Origin of the sequence: Streptomyces sp. ME02-8801-2C, assembly GCF_033793965.1 — a bacterium.
Classification (GTDB): Bacteria; Actinomycetota; Actinomycetes; order Streptomycetales; family Streptomycetaceae; genus Streptomyces.
Map to the genome: position 1 here is coordinate 20080 of NZ_JARAXP010000028.1, position 18441 is coordinate 38520.

Annotated in this window: 14 protein-coding genes and 1 pseudogene; 8 read left to right on the top strand and 7 right to left on the bottom strand. The window is 69.6% G+C overall.

From position 1 onward, the window contains the following. Window positions 1–195 precede the first annotated feature (195 nt). The gene (locus PV396_RS42160; RefSeq protein WP_319213665.1) at window positions 196–789 is read left to right on the top strand and encodes a PadR family transcriptional regulator; all 594 of its coding nucleotides are present in this window, start codon (window positions 196–198) and stop codon (window positions 787–789) included. A gap of 120 nt (window positions 790–909) precedes the next feature. On the opposite strand, the gene PV396_RS42165 is transcribed toward PV396_RS42160, so the two are convergent. Beyond that, window positions 910–1338, bottom strand: a complete 429-nt coding sequence (locus PV396_RS42165) for an SRPBCC family protein (RefSeq protein WP_319213666.1) — start codon at window positions 1336–1338, stop codon at window positions 910–912. A 78-nt stretch (window positions 1339–1416) separates the two neighbouring features. Further along, window positions 1417–1617, bottom strand: coding sequence for a hypothetical protein (locus tag PV396_RS42170; protein ID WP_319213710.1), 201 nt, complete (start codon window positions 1615–1617; stop codon window positions 1417–1419). Window positions 1618–1819: 202 nt separating this feature from the next. Between PV396_RS42170 and PV396_RS42175 the strand changes: the two genes are divergently transcribed. From PV396_RS42175 to PV396_RS42185, 3 genes are all read left to right on the top strand, one after another. Next, on the top strand, window positions 1820–2479 hold the full coding sequence (locus PV396_RS42175) for a Clp protease N-terminal domain-containing protein (protein WP_319213667.1): 660 nt from the start codon (window positions 1820–1822) through the stop codon (window positions 2477–2479). Window positions 2480–3090: 611 nt separating this feature from the next. Beyond that, a complete protein-coding gene (locus tag PV396_RS42180; protein WP_319213668.1) occupies window positions 3091–4086 on the top strand; it encodes an EamA family transporter in 996 nt (331 codons plus the stop codon). Between the two features lie 228 nt (window positions 4087–4314). Further along, complete coding sequence (locus PV396_RS42185; RefSeq protein WP_319213669.1) at window positions 4315–5331, top strand: DMT family transporter; 1017 nt, start codon at window positions 4315–4317, stop codon at window positions 5329–5331. A 62-nt stretch (window positions 5332–5393) separates the two neighbouring features. Here the strand turns inward: PV396_RS42185 and PV396_RS42190 are convergent, their stop codons facing one another. Together PV396_RS42190 and PV396_RS42195 are read right to left on the bottom strand one after the other, a co-directional pair. Then, window positions 5394–6026, bottom strand: coding sequence for an FMN-binding negative transcriptional regulator (locus PV396_RS42190; protein WP_319213670.1), 633 nt, complete (start codon window positions 6024–6026; stop codon window positions 5394–5396). A gap of 5 nt (window positions 6027–6031) precedes the next feature. After that, on the bottom strand, window positions 6032–6790 hold the full coding sequence (locus tag PV396_RS42195) for a pyridoxamine 5'-phosphate oxidase family protein (protein WP_319213671.1): 759 nt from the start codon (window positions 6788–6790) through the stop codon (window positions 6032–6034). Between the two features lie 47 nt (window positions 6791–6837). Between PV396_RS42195 and PV396_RS42200 the strand changes: the two genes are divergently transcribed. Together PV396_RS42200 and PV396_RS42205 are read left to right on the top strand one after the other, a co-directional pair. Then, on the top strand, window positions 6838–8169 hold the full coding sequence (locus PV396_RS42200) for an aminotransferase class I/II-fold pyridoxal phosphate-dependent enzyme (RefSeq protein WP_319213672.1): 1332 nt from the start codon (window positions 6838–6840) through the stop codon (window positions 8167–8169). A 105-nt stretch (window positions 8170–8274) separates the two neighbouring features. Then, a complete protein-coding gene (locus PV396_RS42205; protein WP_319213673.1) occupies window positions 8275–9183 on the top strand; it encodes a LysR family transcriptional regulator in 909 nt (302 codons plus the stop codon). A gap of 121 nt (window positions 9184–9304) precedes the next feature. Here the strand turns inward: PV396_RS42205 and PV396_RS42210 are convergent, their stop codons facing one another. Then, a complete protein-coding gene (locus tag PV396_RS42210) occupies window positions 9305–9772 on the bottom strand; it encodes a pyridoxamine 5'-phosphate oxidase family protein (RefSeq protein ID WP_319213674.1) in 468 nt (155 codons plus the stop codon). Window positions 9773–9876: 104 nt separating this feature from the next. Here PV396_RS42210 and PV396_RS42215 point away from each other — a divergent pair, with 104 nt between their 5' ends. Then, complete coding sequence (locus PV396_RS42215) at window positions 9877–10527, top strand: cysteine hydrolase (protein ID WP_319213675.1); 651 nt, start codon at window positions 9877–9879, stop codon at window positions 10525–10527. 15 nt (window positions 10528–10542) lie between these two features. Here the strand turns inward: PV396_RS42215 and PV396_RS42220 are convergent, their stop codons facing one another. Beyond that, window positions 10543–10950 carry a Rieske (2Fe-2S) protein gene (locus PV396_RS42220; RefSeq protein ID WP_319213676.1) on the bottom strand — a complete coding sequence of 136 codons (408 nt, stop codon included), beginning with the start codon at window positions 10948–10950 and terminating at the stop codon, window positions 10543–10545. 386 nt (window positions 10951–11336) lie between these two features. Then, window positions 11337–12602, bottom strand: a complete 1266-nt coding sequence (locus PV396_RS42225; protein ID WP_319213677.1) for a phospholipase D-like domain-containing protein — start codon at window positions 12600–12602, stop codon at window positions 11337–11339. Window positions 12603–17542: 4940 nt separating this feature from the next. Here PV396_RS42225 and PV396_RS45290 point away from each other — a divergent pair. Continuing rightward, window positions 17543–18403 (top strand): annotated as a pseudogene (locus PV396_RS45290) (hypothetical protein); the annotation flags it as partial. Window positions 18404–18441: the final 38 nt, after the last annotated feature.

Genomic DNA, 18441 nt, shown 5'->3' on the forward strand with positions numbered 1-18441 from the left:
GGGGGGCACCCTCCTTGTACGAAACTGTTTCGTTCACTTCGCTGCCGTCAGCCTAGCTCTCGCCGCTATCGAAACGCTCACGTTTCTACTGTGGCCTGGGTCACTTCCTTGTGGGGGTTGTCGGATGAGCTATCTCGATATATCGTTGACACATCGCGACAGATCAACGACAAGACAACGAACGGAGTGGTTGCGATGCATTCCCACGGAGACAAATTCCGGCGTGGCGGCTTCGAGGGGCGGCGATCAGCCTTCGGTCCCTTCGGGCCCGGTCCCGGTGGTCCTGGCGGTCCCGGCTTCGGTCCGGGGCCCTGGGGTGGGCGCGGCGGCCGGGGCGGACCGCGGGGCAGGGCGCGGCGCGGTGATGTCCGCGCGTCGATCCTGGCCCTGCTCAAGGATCGGCCCATGCACGGCTACGAGATGATCCAGGAGATCGCCGAGCGCAGCGGAGGGGCGTGGAAGCCCAGCCCCGGCTCGGTCTACCCCACCCTCCAGCTGCTGGAGGACGAGGGCCTGATCGCCAGCGAGAGCGAGGGCGGCAAGAAGCTGTTCGCGCTCACCGAGTCCGGCCGTACCGCGGCCGACGAGGGTCCCGACGCCCCCTGGGAAGAGGCCGGGCGCGGCATGGACTGGGAGGCGCTGAACGACATCCGTCAGGCCGGCTTCGGTCTGATGGAGGCCTTCGGCCAGGTCTGGAAGACGGGCAGCAAGGAGCAGCGCGAGAAGGCGCTCGCCGTGATCAACGAAGCGCGCAAGAAGCTGTACCTGATCCTCGCCGACGAGGACTGATGGGCCGCTCTCGGAGACCTGTCCGCCCCCCCCCGGCGGCATGTCCCCCAGTGCGCGCAGGCGCCCCGCGGAAGTGTCCGCGGGGCGCCTTTCTGTCGTCGTACGTCGGCTGCGGCCGGCTCAGCTCACCAGGCCGGCCAGTTTGCGCAGCGACTCGTTCAGGGCGGCCGTGCCCGAGTCCTTGAGCTTGCCGGCCATGAGCGAGACGGCCGCGCCGGTGAACTCGCCGTCGATGCGGACCGTCGTGGCGTCGCCGTCGGGGGTGAGGGTGTAGCGCGTCGCGACGCTCACCGCCATCGGGCCCTTGCCCCGGATGGCCAGGGTGCGGGCGGGCTCCAACTCCGCGATGGTCCACTCGACCTCGGCCGGGAAGCCCATCAGCTTCATGTTCTCCTCGAAGGTGCCGCCGACCTCCAGCGCGGAGGGGCCGCCCTTCGGGAAGCTCGTGTGGGTCGCGTTCCACGCCCCGTACGCCGTCCAGTCCGTCAGCTGCGTCCAGATCTTCTCCGCCGGTGCCTGGATGCGTGCCTCCGCGCTTATTTCGGCCATGCGACCACCTCTGTGTCTCGGGCTGCGGTGTCGCGGAACGTATCCGTAAGGGCTATAACATTCAATACTGACGGGTCGTCAGGTTCTGCTGTCGGGGTCGAGGTCGCGGCCTCTGTCCACCCGCCGTATCACCGCCGCGTCGAACACGTCCCACGCGCGCGGGAAGGGGCCTTCGTCGTGGCAGTGCCACGTCTCCCGGAACAGGTCGGCGAGCAGTGCGTCCTCCGGGGCGTACACCCGGTACACGTACTGTCTGCCGTCCGTGGCCGGCAGCGCCACCAGCCAGCACCTGCTCTCCATGTTGGTCTGGGACGTGTGCGGTTGCGCCCGGGGCGCGCGGAAAGGGTGCGGGCGCCCCTTGCGTCGACTTCGTCGACTTCGTGGCGAATTCGTGCCGGAGCGGCCTGATGTCATCCGTAAGGAGGAGATTGCGCACGCGATGCACACCCCTCGTGGGACCCCGAAATGGTGCGCAGCGAGGATGACCGGATCAGCGGGGGCTGATGGGGTGGGAGATGTGCAACCCCGTAAGCCCCGTATACCCCGGCAGTCGGCCACTGAGCACGGCGCGAACCGCGTGGACAACGATGCCAGGCTCACCGCAGAGCTGGCAGCGGTGGTCGCCGGTGCGCGCAGACGGGCGTTGCGGGACGGGGACCGGCAGATCGACACGGCCCACCTGCTGCACACTCTCCTGGAGTCCGATCCCGAGGTGCGCGTGGTGTTCGAGGGCGGCGATCCGCAGGTCGCGCGGTTGCTCGGCTATCTCGTGCAGCGCAGCATCGGCTACGGACTGCGCTGGCAGAGCTCCGTCGAGGACTCCGGGGCCCTGCCCGTGCTGCCGAGGGCGGTGGGTGCGGTGGGTGCGGCCGGCTGGTCGCCGGTCGCGGCGGGCGCGCTGGAGGAGGCGTGCGAGCGGGCCGGGCGGCGCGGCGACGCACGGGCCCGCGGGATCGATCTGCTCGCGGCGATCGTCGGGGATCCGCAGTCCCGGGCCGTCGAGGTACTGGGGCGGGCCGGTGTCGACGCGGGGGAACTGCTGACGCGGCTGCGGCACGTCGAACTGACCGCGGCGGGGTGGGAGGGGTCCTCCCGGGCGTGGACAGCGGCCGAGGAGACGGAGCTGCTCGACGGGCCGTGAGCCCCGTCCGGCCCGTGAACCCCATCTGGCGCGCGGGCCCGTTCGGCGCGCGAGCCTGTTTGGTCGGTGGGCCCGTCTGGTTGGTGGGCCCGTGCGGCCCGTGAACCCCATCTGGCGCGCCCCGTCCGGTCGGTGGGCTCGTCTGGCTCGTGGGCCCGTCCGGTTCGTGAGCCCGCCGGGTCGGTGGGCCGTGCGGCCCCTGAACCCCATCTGGCGCGCGCACCCCCTCCGGTCGGTGGGCCCGTCCGGGCCGTGAGTACGTGCGGTCGGTGGGCCCGTGCGGCCCGTGAACCCCATCTGGCGCGCCCCGTCCGGTCGGTGGGCTCGTCTGGCCCGTGGGCCCGTCCGGTTCGTGAGCCCGTCCGGTCGGTGGGCCGTTCGACCCGTGAACCCCGTCCGGCGCGCGCACCCCCTCCGGTCGGTGGGCCCGTCCGGCCCGTGAGTACGTGCGGTCGGTGGGCCCGTGCGGCCCGTGAACCCCGTCCCGCGTGCGTCCGCTCCGGTCAGTGGGCCCGTCCCGTAGGTGGGCCGTCCGGCCCGTGAGTCGTCCGGTTGTTGAGACAGGTGTCAATGGGGGTGACGGTCATGTCATCTCCTGACATCATGGGCCGGTGGGTACGTCAGTGAGCGGTGAGGTCGGTCGGGGCAGGAGTGTCGGGCTCGGGCTCGCGCTGGTGTCGGCGGTTGCGTTCGGAGGGTCCGGAGTCGCGGCCAAGCCGTTGATCGAGGCGGGCCTCGATCCGCTGCACGTCGTGTGGCTGCGCGTGGCGGGCGCCGCGCTCGTGATGCTGCCCCTGGCCGTACGGCATCGCGCCCTGGTCCGGAGTAGGCCCGCTCTGCTCGCCGGGTTCGGGCTGCTCGCCGTGGCCGGCGTCCAGGCCTGCTACTTCGCCGCGATATCCCGGATTCCCGTCGGGGTCGCCCTGCTCGTCGAGTACCTCGCACCCGCGCTCGTGCTGGGGTGGGTGCGGTTCGTGCAGCGGCGGCCCGTGACCCGCGCCGCTGCGCTCGGTGTCGTCCTCGCCGTCGGCGGGCTCGCCTGTGTCGTCGAGGTGTGGTCGGGGATCGGCTTCGACGCGACGGGGCTGCTGCTCGCCCTGGCCGCCGCCTGCTGCCAGGTCGGCTACTTCGTCCTGTCCGACCAGGGCAGCGGCGCCGGGAACGAGGCACCCGACCCCCTCGGTGTCATCGCGTACGGCCTTCTCGTCGGCACCCTCGTACTGACCGTCGTGGCGCGTCCGTGGCACATGGAGTGGTCCGTGCTCGCCGGAAGCGCGCACATGGACGGCACCCCCGTCGCCGCCGGGCTGCTGCTCGGCTGGCTCGTGCTGGTCGCCACGGTCGTCGCGTACGTCACCGGTGTGGTCTCCGTGCGGCGGCTTTCGCCGCAGGTCGCCGGGGTCGTGGCCTGTCTCGAGGCGGTCATCGCCACCGTGCTGGCCTGGGTGCTGCTGGGCGAGCATCTGTCGGCGCCGCAGATCGTCGGGGGCGCCGTGGTGCTCCTGGGCGCGTTCATCGCACAGTCCTCCACGCCCGCCAAGGGGTCGGCGGAGCCGGTGGCCCGGGGGCCCGAAAAAGAGGTGGCGGCCCGGCGTACCGCCGCCTAGGGTCGCGATCATGCACGCGCGCGTACTCGTCCTTCCGCCTCCGGCCGCCTGAGCGGGCTTCCCGGAGAACCTGTCCGACGTTTTGCTGTGTCCACGTCGGGCTGAACGGCGCTGCCCGCAGACGAGGTCCGAGGATCCGTTGAGCCCCGAGGGGCCGGGTCCTTTCGTCAACTTCCGCGCGGTGGACGCTCTTTGAGCGTGTCTCCGCGCGTCTGCGGAGAGACTCCCGTGTCCAATCACGTTTCCGGCCTGCCCATCGGGCGAGGCCTGCTCTTCCTGACCGTCGCCGGCGCCGCTTGGGGCACCGCGGGCGCGGCCGCCTCCCTCGTCTACCGGGCGAGTGAGATGGGCCCCGTCGCCCTCTCCTTCTGGCGCTGCGCGGGCGGCTTCGTGCTGCTGCTCCTGGCCCGTTCGCTGCGCCGCCGGACTGCCGTCGAGCCCGAGTCGCGGCGCCGCAAGGCCCTGCGCGCCGGGGCCACCGGAATCTCGCTCGCCGTCTTCCAGACCGCGTACTTCGCGTCCGTCCAGGCCACCGGCCTCGCGGTCGCCACCGTCGTCACGCTGGGCGCCGGGCCCGTCCTCATCGCGCTGGGCGCCCGGCTGACCATGGGCGAGCGGCTGGGGGCGGGCGGGATCCTCGCGGTCGTCGGGGCGCTCACCGGGCTCACCGTGCTCGTGCTGGGTGGCGGTGGCGGAAGCGGTGAGCTGCGGCCGACGGGTGTCGCATGGGCGGCGCTGTCGGCGTTCGGATACGCCGTGATGACCCTCCTCACCCGGTGGTGGGGGCGGGAGGGAGCGACGGATGCCTTCGGCACGGCCGTCAGGGCCTTCGGCGTCACGACGCTGTGCCTGCTGCCGTTCGGGCTCGCCGAGGGGCTCCTGCCGCACACCGACGACCACCTGCGGCTCTTCGTCCTGCTGGTGTATGTCGCCGCCGTGCCGACGGCTCTGGCGTACGGGCTGTACTTCGCCGGGGCGGCCGTCGTCCGCTCCGCGACGGTCTCCGTGATCATGCTCCTGGAACCGGTGAGCGCGGCGGTCCTCGCCGTCGCGCTGCTCGGCGAGCGACTGACGACGGCGACCGCCGTGGGCACCCTGCTGCTGCTGGGCGCGACAGCGGGGCTCGCTGTGGCGGAGACCAGGGGTGTGGGTGCGCGTGTGGGTGGGAGCGGGGGTGCCGGTGAGAGTGCCGGTGTGGATGGGGGTGCGGAACGGAGGGCGGAATCTGAAAGGGCGTTCGGCTGAAGCCCGGTCGCCCGGCTCGCCCGGGGCGTCGACGGCTGGGGGCTGGTCCGGTTGGTGCTCGGTTACAGCCCCCGCCTACGTCGTTGAACCGCCAGAGCCGCCGTGTCCCGTGGTCCGCCGCGTGCCGCCAGGCCGGCCGCGATACGGTCCTGGACCTCCGTCGGCTTCTTCTCGGCGTACTTGAACTTCGCCCGTACGTCCGTCACTTCGAGCCTGATGCCCCGGATACCGGCGAGCATCCGGCCGTACGGCTCCTCGTCCGTCGCCACCCGCGCCGAGCCGCCCTCCGGCTGGAAGTGGCTCATCTGGCGGTTGAGCAGGGCGGCCTTGTCGGTCGGGTCGTCCACGACGTGGGCCGTACACCGGAGTTGGACGGCCGCGTAGACGCTCGTCGGCGTTCCGTGCTCGGACGGTCCGTCCGGCGCGGCCTGCCACGGTCCGGGGATGAAGGCGTAGTCGTCGACCACGCTGAGCAGCACGACCGGGTTTCTCTCCAGTGCGGGCCAGAGGGGGTTCGGGCGGGCCAGATGGGTGACCGCTTCGAGGCGCTCGGCGTCGTACGCGAAGTGCAGTGGCTGGACGTACGGCGCCTCGCCCGGCAGGCCGTTGACCGCGAGCTGGCCGAAGTCGTGGACCGACAGCCACTGTTGCCACTCCGCGTCGTCGCGCGGCGCGTCCCAGGGGTGGATCAGCATCGGGATCAGAAAGCCTCGAGGTAGTCGGGAAGCTGGGTGCCGGGCGCCAACTCGGCGTCAGCGAGCGGGGTTTCGTACCCCTTGCGCAGGGGGACCACGCCGGCCCAGTGGGGGAGAGCGAGGTCCTCGGGCTCGTCGTTCACCCCGCCTGTGCGGGCCTTCGCGGAGACCTCGTCGAGGTCGATGCGGATCACGGCGGTGGCCGCCAGTTCCTTGGCGTTGGCGGGTCGTGAGTCGGCCGAACGACCGGCCACGACGTGGTCGACCAGGACGTCCAGGGCCAGGCGCTTCTCGTCGGGGTCCGTCACCTGGTGGGCGATGCCGTGGACGACCACCGAGCGGTAGTTGATCGAGTGGTGGAAGGCGGACCGGGCCAGGATCAGGGCGTCCACGTGTGTGACCGTCAGGCAGACCGGCAGACCGGGGTCGGCCTGACCGGTCATCCGCAGCGGGCGCGAGCCCGTCGAACCGTGCACGTACAGGCGTTCGCCGAGTCGCCCGTAGAGCGTCGGCAGCACGACGGGCGCGCCGTCCCTGACGAACCCGAGGTGGCACACATAGCCCTCGTCGAGGATCGCGTGTACCGACTCCTTGTCGTACGAGGCCCTCTTGGCCGAGCGGGTGGGGACCGTGCGGTCGGTGGGCGCGTAGGCGTCGGTCGTGGGCTGCGGGGACGACGGGCCGGCCTCTCGCGATGTCGTCGCCGTCCCTTCCCGTATGGCGTCCTCTGTGGTGCGTGCGTCGTCCTGCGCGGTCCCCGACATCGCCGGTCTCCTTGCCGTGGTTATTGCACTAGTGCATAATCGGTGTTGTGCTAGGAGAATATCCGATCCAGGGTCGGGGCGCAGCAGAGATTTCCGCGAGCGTCGAACGCGCGGTGGGTGCCGGGGAGCTGGCGCCCGGGCAACTGCTGCCTCCCATGCGGGAATTGGCCGAGCGGCTCGGGGTGAATCCCAATACGGTGGCCGCCGCCTATCGCACGCTGCGTGAACGCGGGGTCATCGAAACCCATGGGCGGCGAGGCAGCCGTGTGCGCTCCAAACCGGCCACCACCGGGCGCGAGTACATTCGCGTGGAGGTGCCGGCCGGGGTGCGGGACGTGGCGCACGGCAACCCCGATCCGGAGCTGCTGCCGTCACTGGCGGCGGCGTTCGCGGCGGCGGGCGAGCAGGGCGACCGGGCGCCGGTGCTCTACGGAGACGCCACCGTCGAACCGGAGCTGGCCCGGATCGCCCGCGCCGACCTCGACGCCGACGGCGTGCCGGACGGTCCCCTCGCCGTCACCTCCAGCGCGCTGGACGGCATCGAGCGTGTCCTCGCCGTACACCTCAAGCCCGGTGACACCGTCGCCGTCGAGGACCCCGGCTGGGGCGGGCTGCTGGATCTCGTACCGGCCCTCGGACTCCGCATGGTCCCGGTGGGCGTCGACGACGAGGGGCCACTCGCCGAAGGGGTACGACAGGCGCTGGCGGCCGGGGCGCGGGCGCTGATCGTCACGGACCGCGCCCAGAACCCGACCGGGGCCGTGCTGAGCGCCACGCGCGCGCGTGCCCTGCGTGCCGTGCTCCGGGAGTACCCGGAGACTTTGCTCGTCGAGGACGACCACGGCTACCGGATCGTCGACCAGCCCCTTCATCCGCTGGCCGGGGCCACCCGGCACTGGGCGTTCGTCCGCTCGGTCGCCAAGGCGTACGGGCCCGACCTGCGCCTCGCCGTCCTCACGGGGGACGCCGTCACCGTCGACCGCGTCCTGGGGCGGCAGCGGCTCGGGCCGGGATGGGTCAGCCGGCTGCTGCAACGGGCGGTCGTACGACTGTGGTCCGACGACGCGCTGGACGCACGCGCGGTCGCCTCGGCGTACGGGCGGCGCCGGGACGCGCTGATCGACGCGCTCGCGCGGCGCGGGGTCGCCGCCCACGGGCGCAGTGGACTGAACGTGTGGATCCCGGTCCCGGACGAGACGGGCGCGGTCGCCCGGCTGCTGCACGCTGGTTGGGCCGTCGCCCCCGGTGCGCGGTTCCGTATGAACGCCGCGTCCGGTATCCGCGTGACCGTCGCGACGCTGACGCGCGAGGAGACGGGGACGCTGGCGGACGCGATCGCCGCGGCGGTGGGGCCGGTGGGGGCGCGTACCTATGTCTGAGGTGTCGGGGGTGGATGGTCATGTTCGGTTGCTTCGTGCTTCTCGCGATGTCGATTTCGTAGCGAAGATGGGTAGTTCTCTCTTGGTTCTCGTAGCATTGCTTATATGTTGAACCTGGAGCGCCTGCGCACCCTCGACGCCCTCGCCCGGCACGGCTCGGTCAGCGGCGCGGCCGAAGGGCTGCATGTGACGACGTCGGCCGTCTCGCAGCAGATGTCCAAGCTGGAGCGGGAAGTGGGGCAGCAACTCCTCGCCAAGAACGGGCGGGGCGTACGGCTCACCGATGCCGGACGACTGCTCGCCGATCATGCCGCGCGCATCCTGTCCCAGGTCGAGCTCGCCCAGTCGGACCTGGAGGCGCAGCGCGGCAAGGTGGTGGGGGAGTTGCGGCTGTCGGCGTTCCCGACCGCCGCGCGCGGGCTGTTCCCGGCCGCGCTCGCGGCCCTGCGTGCGGAGCACCCCGGGTTGCGGCTGCGCTCGTGCGAGCTGGAACCGGAGGCCGGGGTCGCCGGGGTGGTGCGCGGAGACCTGGACCTGGCGGTCGTGCTCGACTGGTACAACAAGCCGTTGGCGCTGCCCGACGGTCTGGTGAAGGCGCCGGTCCTCGACGACCCGGCGGATGTGGCGATGGCGGTCGGCCATCCGCTCGCCGGGCGGAACGAGGTGGACCTCGAGGAGTTCACCGAGGACGAGTGGATCACCTGGGGCGAGGGCGAGTTCTGCCACGAGTGGCTGATGTTCACGCTGCGCTCCAAGGGGGTGGAGCCGTGCATCGGCCATCGTGCGGCGGAGACGCATACGCAGTTGGCGCTGGTCGCGGCGGGGCTCGGGGTGTGCATCGCGCCGTTGCTGGGGCGGCATCCTGTGCCTGCGGGGGTTGTCACCGTGCCGCTGCGGCAGCGGGTGCGGAGGCATGTGTATGTGGTCTGGCGGGCCGATGCGGATCGGCGGCCGTCGATTCGGGCCGCCGTGGAGGCGTTGCGGGTGGCGGGGCGGGGGGTGGGGTGCGCGTAGGGAGGGTTCGCCCCCGCCGCCCCTACCCGTCCCATCCCGTTCCTGGGGGCTGTGCCCCCAGACCCCCCTACGGCCCTGAACGGGCCTTGTCCTCAAACGCCGGACGGGCTAAAAATGCTCCCTACTGCGGCGGCAGCTTGCGGAAGTCCCAGGAGACGATCTTTTCCGGGGTGAGGCGGATCCAGGCGTGTCTGCCGTCGTGGGGCATTTCGTCCAGGTGGAAGTTCTTGCGGGCGAACAGGGTCTCCGGGACGTCGAGTTCGGCGCGCAGTTCTCCGGTGCGCGGAAACTCGCCGACGAACTCGACGGTGCCGGACAGCTCCACGCCGCGCAGTTCGTCGTACTCCTCGCCGGTGTCCACGACGATCGCGACCCGCTGATCGCGGCGCAGGTCGGTCCAGCGCTTGCTGCGGACCACCGAGTACAGCCACATCGACGTGCCGTCCCAGGCGAACCACAGCGTGCTCACATGCGGAGCGCCCTCGGCCGACACGGTGGCGACCCGGCAGGTGCGCTGGGTCGTCAGGAACTCGTCCAGTTCACCCGGTGTCATCATGATCTTCCGGCCGCGGCGTTGGGTGGCGGTCATGCGGTCCCCCTCTTGATTCAGTTCGTTCAGTTCGTTCGGTTCTCCCGTGTTGTGTCAGAGGTGATCCTCTGGCACAACGTCAGAAAAGAAAATGGAGGAACGCCATGCCGTCTCACGAACAGCTCAGCGAACTCCTAGACCCCGCGACCACGGTCCTGCTCACCGTCGAGTGCCAGCAGGGCGTCGTCGGACCGGACAGCGCGTTGCCCGAACTCGCCAGGGAGGCGCGGTCGTCGGGCACGCTCGCCCAGGTCGCGAGGCTGGTCGCCGCCGCCCATGAGACCGGCGTCCAGGTGATCCACGCCATCGCCGAACGCCGTCCGGACGGCCGGGGCGCGAACCACAACGCGCGCCTGTTCCGTGCCGCCGAACGACTCCCCGTCCAGCAGCTCTCGGGCACCACCGCGGTACGCGTCGCGCCGCCGATCGAGGTCGCCGACGAGGACTTCGTCGTACGGCGGCTGCACGGACTGTCGCCGATCCAGGGCACCGACGTCGACGCCCTGCTCCGTAACTTGGGCTGCCGCACCCTGATCGTGACCGGGGTCTCCGCCAACGTCGCGATCCCCAACGCCGTGTTCGACGCCGTGAACCGGGGATACACCGTCGTGGTGCCCAAGGACGCCATCGCGGGGGTGCCCTCCGACTACACCCCCGCGCTGATCCGCAACACCCTCGCGCTGGTCGCCACGGTCGTGACCAGCGACGAGGTGCTGGCCTGCCTCAAGCGGCCCCGCCGTGCCGGGCGGGGGTGAGGACGCGGGCGGGGGTCAGGCGAGCGTGATGGAGTCCCCGGACACCTTGATCGACTCGGCGGCGAGCGCCTGGGTCGCGGGGCCCTTCTTCACACTGCCGTCGGCCACCGAGAACTCGCTCTTGTGACAGGGGCAGGTGATGACGCCGTTGGTGATACCGGTCACCGCGCAACCCGCGTGGGTGCACTTCGACGAGAACGCCTTGAACGTGCCCGCCGTCGGCTGAGTGACGACCACACCCTGGTCCGCGAATATCTTGCCGCCACCCTCCGGGATGTCGGAGGTCTTCGCCAGGGCGGTGCCGGACGAGTCGTCCTCGGACCCGCACGCGGTCAGCGCGGCGGTGAGCCCCGCGGCGCCGGCCGCCGCCATGACCGTACGACGAGCCGGTCCCGATGCGGGCTGAAGCGAGGCGCTGCTCATGCTGGCGTTTCCTTCCGGAGGCGTTTCTGGATCTGTTCGAAGATACGAACCCTTCGCGCGCGCCGTTCAGGCGGGGCGGGCATCCACAGGAAACGCACACTTTCGGCGCAGGACGACCAGACAACCGTCGGCGGTGTCCCGCTCGGTGCAGCTCACGGCCCACCAGGAGGAGGTGGCCGGCGACCTTCCAGCCCCGGACACGTTCGACGCTGCTGCCGCCACCTGTGGATTTGTCTTGAAAAGGGCCTCTGACCTGTGGTGGAGGCCCTTTCCTGCCTTTCGGGTGCTCGTCGCGCCAGGTGGCTACGACCGGTTCACCCTGGGTGCCCCGAGCTGAGCTGCGGCCGCGTGGCCAAGGAGCACCGCACGGCCCGGGTGCGGCGTGATCAGGTCTCGGGCGTGCTGGTGACGCCCTTGCAGGCGTTCGTGCTGTCGGCGGTTCCCGGCACGGCCGCCGCCTTCACGGCGTTGAAGTTGGTGACGTAGGCGTCGTGGTCGGCGTTGCTGTCGACCTTCAGGAGCGCCTCGTCGTTCTTGGTGAGGGCCGGCCCGGTGTAGTTGTGGCTGCCGGTCCACAGGACCTTCTGGCCCGTGGTGCCGTCGTACTTGCCCTCGATGAGCAGGTACTTGGAGTGAATGATCCGCGCGGCGGTGCTCGGGTTGTTGTCGTCGTCCCAGTTGTAGCAGCGCAGTGCCGGGCCCCCCGAGGCGTGCAGGGTTTCCCAGGTGCCGCTGGCGGAGCCGCTGTCGGTCTGCGAGTAGACGATGTCGACTGTGCACCCGGCCTTCTGCAGCGCGACCAGTTTCTGGGCCACGGCCAGGCGCGTGAGCTTGAACATGCCGACCCGCACCGTGGTGTGCTTGGTGGCGCCGCTCTCGGTGTAGGTGCAGGTGACGTTGTCGAGGACGCCGGTGATGGTGTCGCCCGGAGACGGGTCGTCCGCCGGGCGCGGGAAGAAGTAGACCTTGTACGGGCTGGCGGTGGTGGAGCTGTACTGCCAGTTCGCCCAGTCCTGGCCCACGAGTTCGGCGAAGTAATTGCTGTACGCCGTGTAGATCGTGACGTTGTTCGCCAGGACGTAGGCGTCGTTCCAGAACCGGCTGTAGCTGGACGGTGTGAGGTTCGCCGAGGTCTGCATGACCACGTCGTAGGCCCCGTCGAGCTGTGAGAACAGCCAGAACTTGTTGTGGTTGATCGAGGCGCCCTGCGAGGGCTGGCCCAGGCAGGACTTGTTGGCCGGACACAGCCCGACGAAGGAGCTCTGGGTGCGGTCGGTGCCGAGCGCTGTCTTCAGGATGTCGTACGTCGGGTCGTCGGTGTTGTCGCTGACGTCGCTCTCGTCCATCATCAGCTGGACGTCGACACCGCGTGCGCGGGCGGCTGCGAGGGCCTCGGCCAGCTCCGCGTCCCAGAAGTGGTAGACCGAGCCCTTGATGGACGAGTCGGACGGCGACTGGTTGATGTAGTCGAGCAGGCGAGTGCGTATCGCCTGCTGCTCGGCCACGGTGCCGGTCGGCTTGTTGAAGACCGGACCCGATGTCACGGCCGCGGACGCGCTGTCCGCCAGACCGAGTTGCAGGCCCGCGAGAAGCGAGACCGAGACGAGAGCCGCTGCGAGACGGCTTGAACCATGGCGTGATGCTGAGCGCACCAGACCCCCCTGACGCCGATGAACATATCTGTCGAGCGGATGTTGCCAGAGGGACAGGCGTGACTACCAGTCACATCTGTGTGGCGCCTGCCAAATGGCCATGGATTGACTGTGAAATGACCATGAGATGCCACATGTCCCCTTTGGTGAGCTGGACATGACAGATGAGGGATTCTTACTCTTGGCGAACATTTTTGATCTTCGCTACGCATGGGGGGTGGAAGCTTCGTGAGACGTCTGCGTTCTCGAAGTGTGGCCGCCCTGGTCAGCAAGGCATTGCTGACCGGGCTCTTGTCGGTCGTGGCGTTCACGCCCTCGGCGGCGGTGGCGCTGCCGAGCGGTGACGAACCGAGCGTGCCGACCCGAACACTTGACAGCCCGGTGCCGCAGCGGGCCGAGCCGTCCCAGCAGAGGCCGGCGAAGGTGACCTGGCCCAAGTCGGGCCGCGGCACAGTCGCGTTGGGGTCGGTGCCGGTCAAGTCGGCCGAGGGATCGGTGGTGTCGGTCCGCGCGGCACGGTCCACGGCGAAGGCCGCAGACGTGGCAGTGGATCGCGCGCCCTCCAAAGTCGATGTCGAGGTACTGGGACGCGCGGAGGCCGAGGCCGTCGGCGGTCTGGGGCTCGGGCTGAGACTCGCGCGGCGGGACGGCGGGCAGAAGGCCGGAGCGGTGGACATATCCATCGACTACTCCGGCTTCGCCCACGCCTACGGAGGCGACTTCGCCTCTCGCCTGCGGCTGATCAAGTTGCCGGCCTGTGCGGCGACCAATCCGAAGGCGCGAGGCTGCCAGAGCGGCAGCTACGTACCGTCGAAGAACGACACGGACGGACAGAAGCTGTCGGCGACCGTCGAGGCCGCGCCGCAGGCCAAGACCGCCTCCGGCGTGGCGGCACTGGCGGAGCCCTCGGTCTACGCGCTGACCACGGGGTCGTCGTCCGACAAGGGCGACTACCGGGCGAGCACGCTCTCGCCCACGGGCAAGTGGGACGTGTCGATGGGCTCGGGCGCGTTCACCTACCAGGTGCCGATCGAGGTGCCCGAACCCCCGGTGGGTGAGGCCCCGGACCTCGCACTGAGCTACAACTCCCAGTCCGTGGACGGCCGTACGTCGGCCTCCAACAACCAGGCCTCCTGGGTCGGGATGGGCTGGGACCTGAACCTCGGCTACATCGAGCGCCGCTACAAGAACTGCACCCAGGACGGGCACCCGGACTTCGGCGACCTGTGCTGGGATTCGCCGAACTCGTCGGCGGACCCGAACGGCGCCGTGTACGTCATCAACATCAACGGGATGACGACGCAGCTCATCCAGGACAACACCGGCACCGGCTCCTTCCACATGGAGGACGACCCAGGCTGGAAGGTGCAGAAGCTCAACGGCGGCTACGGCTCGGACAACACCGACGAGTTCTGGGTGATCACCCAGCAGGACGGCACCCGCTACTACTTCGGCTGGGGCCGTTCCGAGCGCTCGCTCGCCAGGACGAGCTCGGTGCTGACCGTCCCCGTCGTCGGTGACGACGCGGGCGAGCCCTGCAACAGCTCGTACCCCAGCCCCTGCAAGCAGGCCTGGCGTTGGAACCTGGACCGGGTGGTGACACCGAACGAGGTCGAGAACTCCTACTTCTACGACAAGGAGCAGAACTACTACCGTTCGGTGGCCGCGGCCGACAAGGCCCGCTCCTACGACGCGGGCGCGTACCTGAGCCGGATCGAGTACGGCTGGTCCTCGCAGATCGCGGGCGCCCAACTTCCTGCCAAGGTGGAGTTCCAGCACGTCAACCGCTGTGTGGAGCGGATGAACGAAAAGGACCCGCTGGACAACACCCCGCCGGACTGCCCGACGATCGACGGGTCCCCCTCGTCGTACCCGGACGTGCCGGTCGACCTCATCTGCGACGGCCCGGAGGACGGCGAGTCCTGCGCGAGCAAGACCTATTACCCCACGTTCTTCCAGCGCGGAATGCTCTGGGACATCAAGACGTACGTCCGCGACAACGACGCGGCGAGCTGGGACCTGGTCATGCAGTACCAGATGAAGTACGCGCTGATGAATCCCGAGGGGACCATCGACGGCACGCTCTGGCTCGACTACATCCAGCGTCGCGGCTACGCGGGGGACGACGTCACCCTGCCGACCATCAACTTCAACGGTGTGTACCTGGACAACCAGGTCGGCGGCTCGTTGCTGAACTTCCGCCGGGTCAACAAGGTCTTCACCGACCTGGGCTCCAGTGTGGCCGTCACCTACGGGCACGCCTCCGACGGTGACGTCTCCCGGCAGTGCGACGCCGCCCACCTGCCCTCCCAGTCGACCAACGACTCCGAGTGCTTCTGGCAGAAGTGGACGCCGGAGGGCACGACGACCGAGCAGACCGGCTGGTTCAAGAAGTTCGTCGTGACGCAGGTCGTGGTGGACCCCGGCGATCTCGGGGACGGCGATCCCGCGATGACCACGACGTACGAGTACGACGGCGCCCCGGGCTGGCGGTTCACGGCCGACCCGATCGCCAAGGACGAGGACGAGTCCTGGTCGGAGTGGCGCGGCTACGGCAAGGTGCTCGTCACCACCGGCGCCAACTCCAACAGGCACTCCACCTACAACTGGCTGTACCGGGGCCTGGACGGCGACCGCACCTCCAAGACGGACCCCTCGCAGACCCGGACGGTGAAGGTCACCGACTCCGAGGGCACCCAGTGGACCGACTCCGCGTGGCTGGCGGGCAAGCCGCTGGAGACCTCCACGCGCGACAGCGCGGACAAGTCGCAGGCGAGGGAGTGGCACGAGTACTGGATGCACAACACCGCCCAGTACACGGGCCTCCCGGACGCCCGCTTCGTCCGGGAGAGCAAGACGCGCACGCTGGAGAAGGTCTACGACTCCACCGACACGGACCTGTCGACCTGGCGCGAGCACATCATCGAGAACGAGTACGACGACAATGAGACGGCCTCCACCACCTTCGGTCTGCCGATGCGCGTGGACGACTGGGGCGAGACCGGCGTCTCCGACAACACGTGCACCGAGTTCGGGCGGGCCTACAACACCGACCAGCTCGACGCGACCGGCACCAAGCGGTGGATGGTGTACCAGGACGACGAACGGCACTACTCCGTCTCCTGCACCACCCAGGCCCAGGACCAGGCGGCCGGGCAGGACACCCTGCACCAGGACCAGAGGACCGTCACGCTCCTCGACGGTGCCACGACCCAGTCCGAGAACGACGCCAAGCTGACCGACGGCAACGCCACCGAGGTCCGCACCTACACCGACGCCACCACCTACCGCACCACCAAGGGCAACTTCGACGACGCCGGGCGCCGGACCAAGACGTGGGACGGCAAGCAGAACCTGACAACCACCACGTACAACCCGAACACGTCCTGGCCGATCAACGGCATCACCACCACGACCCCGACCCCGAGCGGGGGAACGGCACTCACCTCGACCACGTACCTCTCCCGGTTCTTCGGGGAACCGTGGAAGACCGTCGACGCCAACGGCAACATCAGCCGGGTCGTCTACGACGCGCTCGGCCGCACCATCCAGGTCTTCAAGCCGACCGAGTCCGCCAACTACCCCGACGGCACCCCGTCGATGAAGTTCTCCTACGCGGTCCCGGTCGCCACGTCCTCCACGGGTGTGCCCGACGTGGCGACCGGCGCGCCGGCGAAGGTGACCACCGAGGTCCTCCAGTCCGGCACCACCTTCCTGAAATCGGTCGGCTACGTCGACGGCCTCGGCCGGGCGCGGGAGACGCAGATGCCCGCGCCGTCGGGCACGGGCCGCACGGTCACGGTGACCCGCTACGACTCGTCGGGCAATGTCGCCGGCACGTCGGCGGAGTTCTACAACAGCCAGGCGGCCGGCTCCGGCATGGTCAATCCGGCCGTGTCCGACATCCCGGCCTACAAAGACCTGCAGGTGGACTGGGCCGGGCGCACCACGCTGTCGCAGATCCTGGTCCGTAACGTCGCGCAGGCGGCGAACAGGACCGTGACCAGCTACGGCGGCGCGGACCTCACCACCGTCTTCCCGCCGGTGGGGGAGCCCAAGGACACCTACACCGATGTCGACGGCCAGACCGTCAAGGTGGTCGAGCACAACGGCTCGGAGTCCTACACCACGGAGTACGAGTACACGCGCAGCGGTGGTCTGAAATATGTCCACGACGCGTTGGGCAACACCACGCACTACACCTACAACTGGGCGGGAGATCGTCTCAGGACCGAGGATCTCGACAGCGGCGTCAGCACGAACACGTACGACGCCAACGGCAACGTCCAGACCGTCACGGACGGCACCACCGTCCTCACGCACACGTATGACCAGTTGAACCGCCAGAAGTCGGTCTCCTCGGGTTCCACGTTGCTGAGCGAGTGGAAGTGGGACACCGCCACCAACGGCAAGGGACTGCTGGCCTCGACCACCTCGTACGCGGGCGGCTACGGCTATGTGTCGACGGTGGGCGCCTATGACGCGCGCGGCCGGGCCACGTCCAAGACGACGGTCGTCCCCAACGACGGCAACGGGTTCCAGGGCAGCTACACCTTCGGCTACCACTACGACGCCAACGACCAGACGACCTCGGTCGACTACCCGGCGGTCGGCGGACTGCCCGCGGAGACCGTCACCACCCAGCGCTCGGCCTACGGCGACCCGACCAAGCTGTCCAGCGCGCTGGCCACCTATGTGTCCGGGGTCGGATACGACGACCTCGGCCGTACGATCTCCCGCTCGTACGGCACAGCGGGCACCGGCACGAGTGCGACCCGCACCTTCGCCTACGACGACGACAACGGCACCGGCTGGCTGAAGAACGTCACCACCAACGCGCTCACCTCGGGTACCACCACCAAGGTTCAGGAGGACACCTACGCCCGCGACAGCGCGGGAACCGTCACCGCGCTGCGCGAGACCGTCGCGAACCAGCAGCAGTGCTACACCTACGACGGCCTCCAGCGGCTGAAGGGGGCCTGGACCACGGCAGCCACGAACTGCGGCACCACACCGCAGTCGGACTTCGCCGGTCCCGACGCCTACCAGCACCAGTACACCTACGACCGGCTCGGCAACATACAGTCCGTCACCAAGACCACGGAGACGGAGACGACAGTCAGGGACTACAAGTACCCGGGCTACAGCGCCGACGAGACGACCTACACGGCCGGCCAGGCGCACCCGCACGCGGTCACGTCCGTCACCACGCCGTCAGGCACGGACATCTACGGCTACAACGACAAGGGCCAGCTGACCACGCGGACCGTCGGCGGAGTGAGCTCCACCCTGGACTGGGACCCGCAGCAAAGGCTGACCAAGGTCACGCAGAAGAAGCAGACCGGCGACGAGGTGTCGACGTACGTCTACGACGTCGAGGGCAACGTCGTCATGCGCACCGCCAAGAGCGAGAAGGTGCTGTACCTGGACGGCCAGGAACTGCATTCCACCACCGCCGGAACCAAGGCCAGCCGCTACTACGCGCTGGAGAAGACAGCGGTGGCCCTGCGCGTGGCGGACGGCACCGCCAACGGCACGCTCATCTGGCTGATGTCCGACACACAGAGCTCCACCCAACTGATGGTGGCCCAGGCGACGGGCGCGGTCACCAGGCGGCGTTACCTGCCGTTCGGCGAACAGCGCGGCGCCACCGCACTGCCCACGGCCACCGACCGGGGCTTCCTCGGCAAGTCCGAGGACGACTCCACCGGCCTCTCCCTCCTCGGGCGAGGCTCTACGACCCGGCTCTGGGCCGCTTCCTGTCGCCCGATCCACTGGCGACGCCGTATCTGCCGCAGAGCCTCAACGGCTACAGCTACAGCGTCAACAATCCCATCGC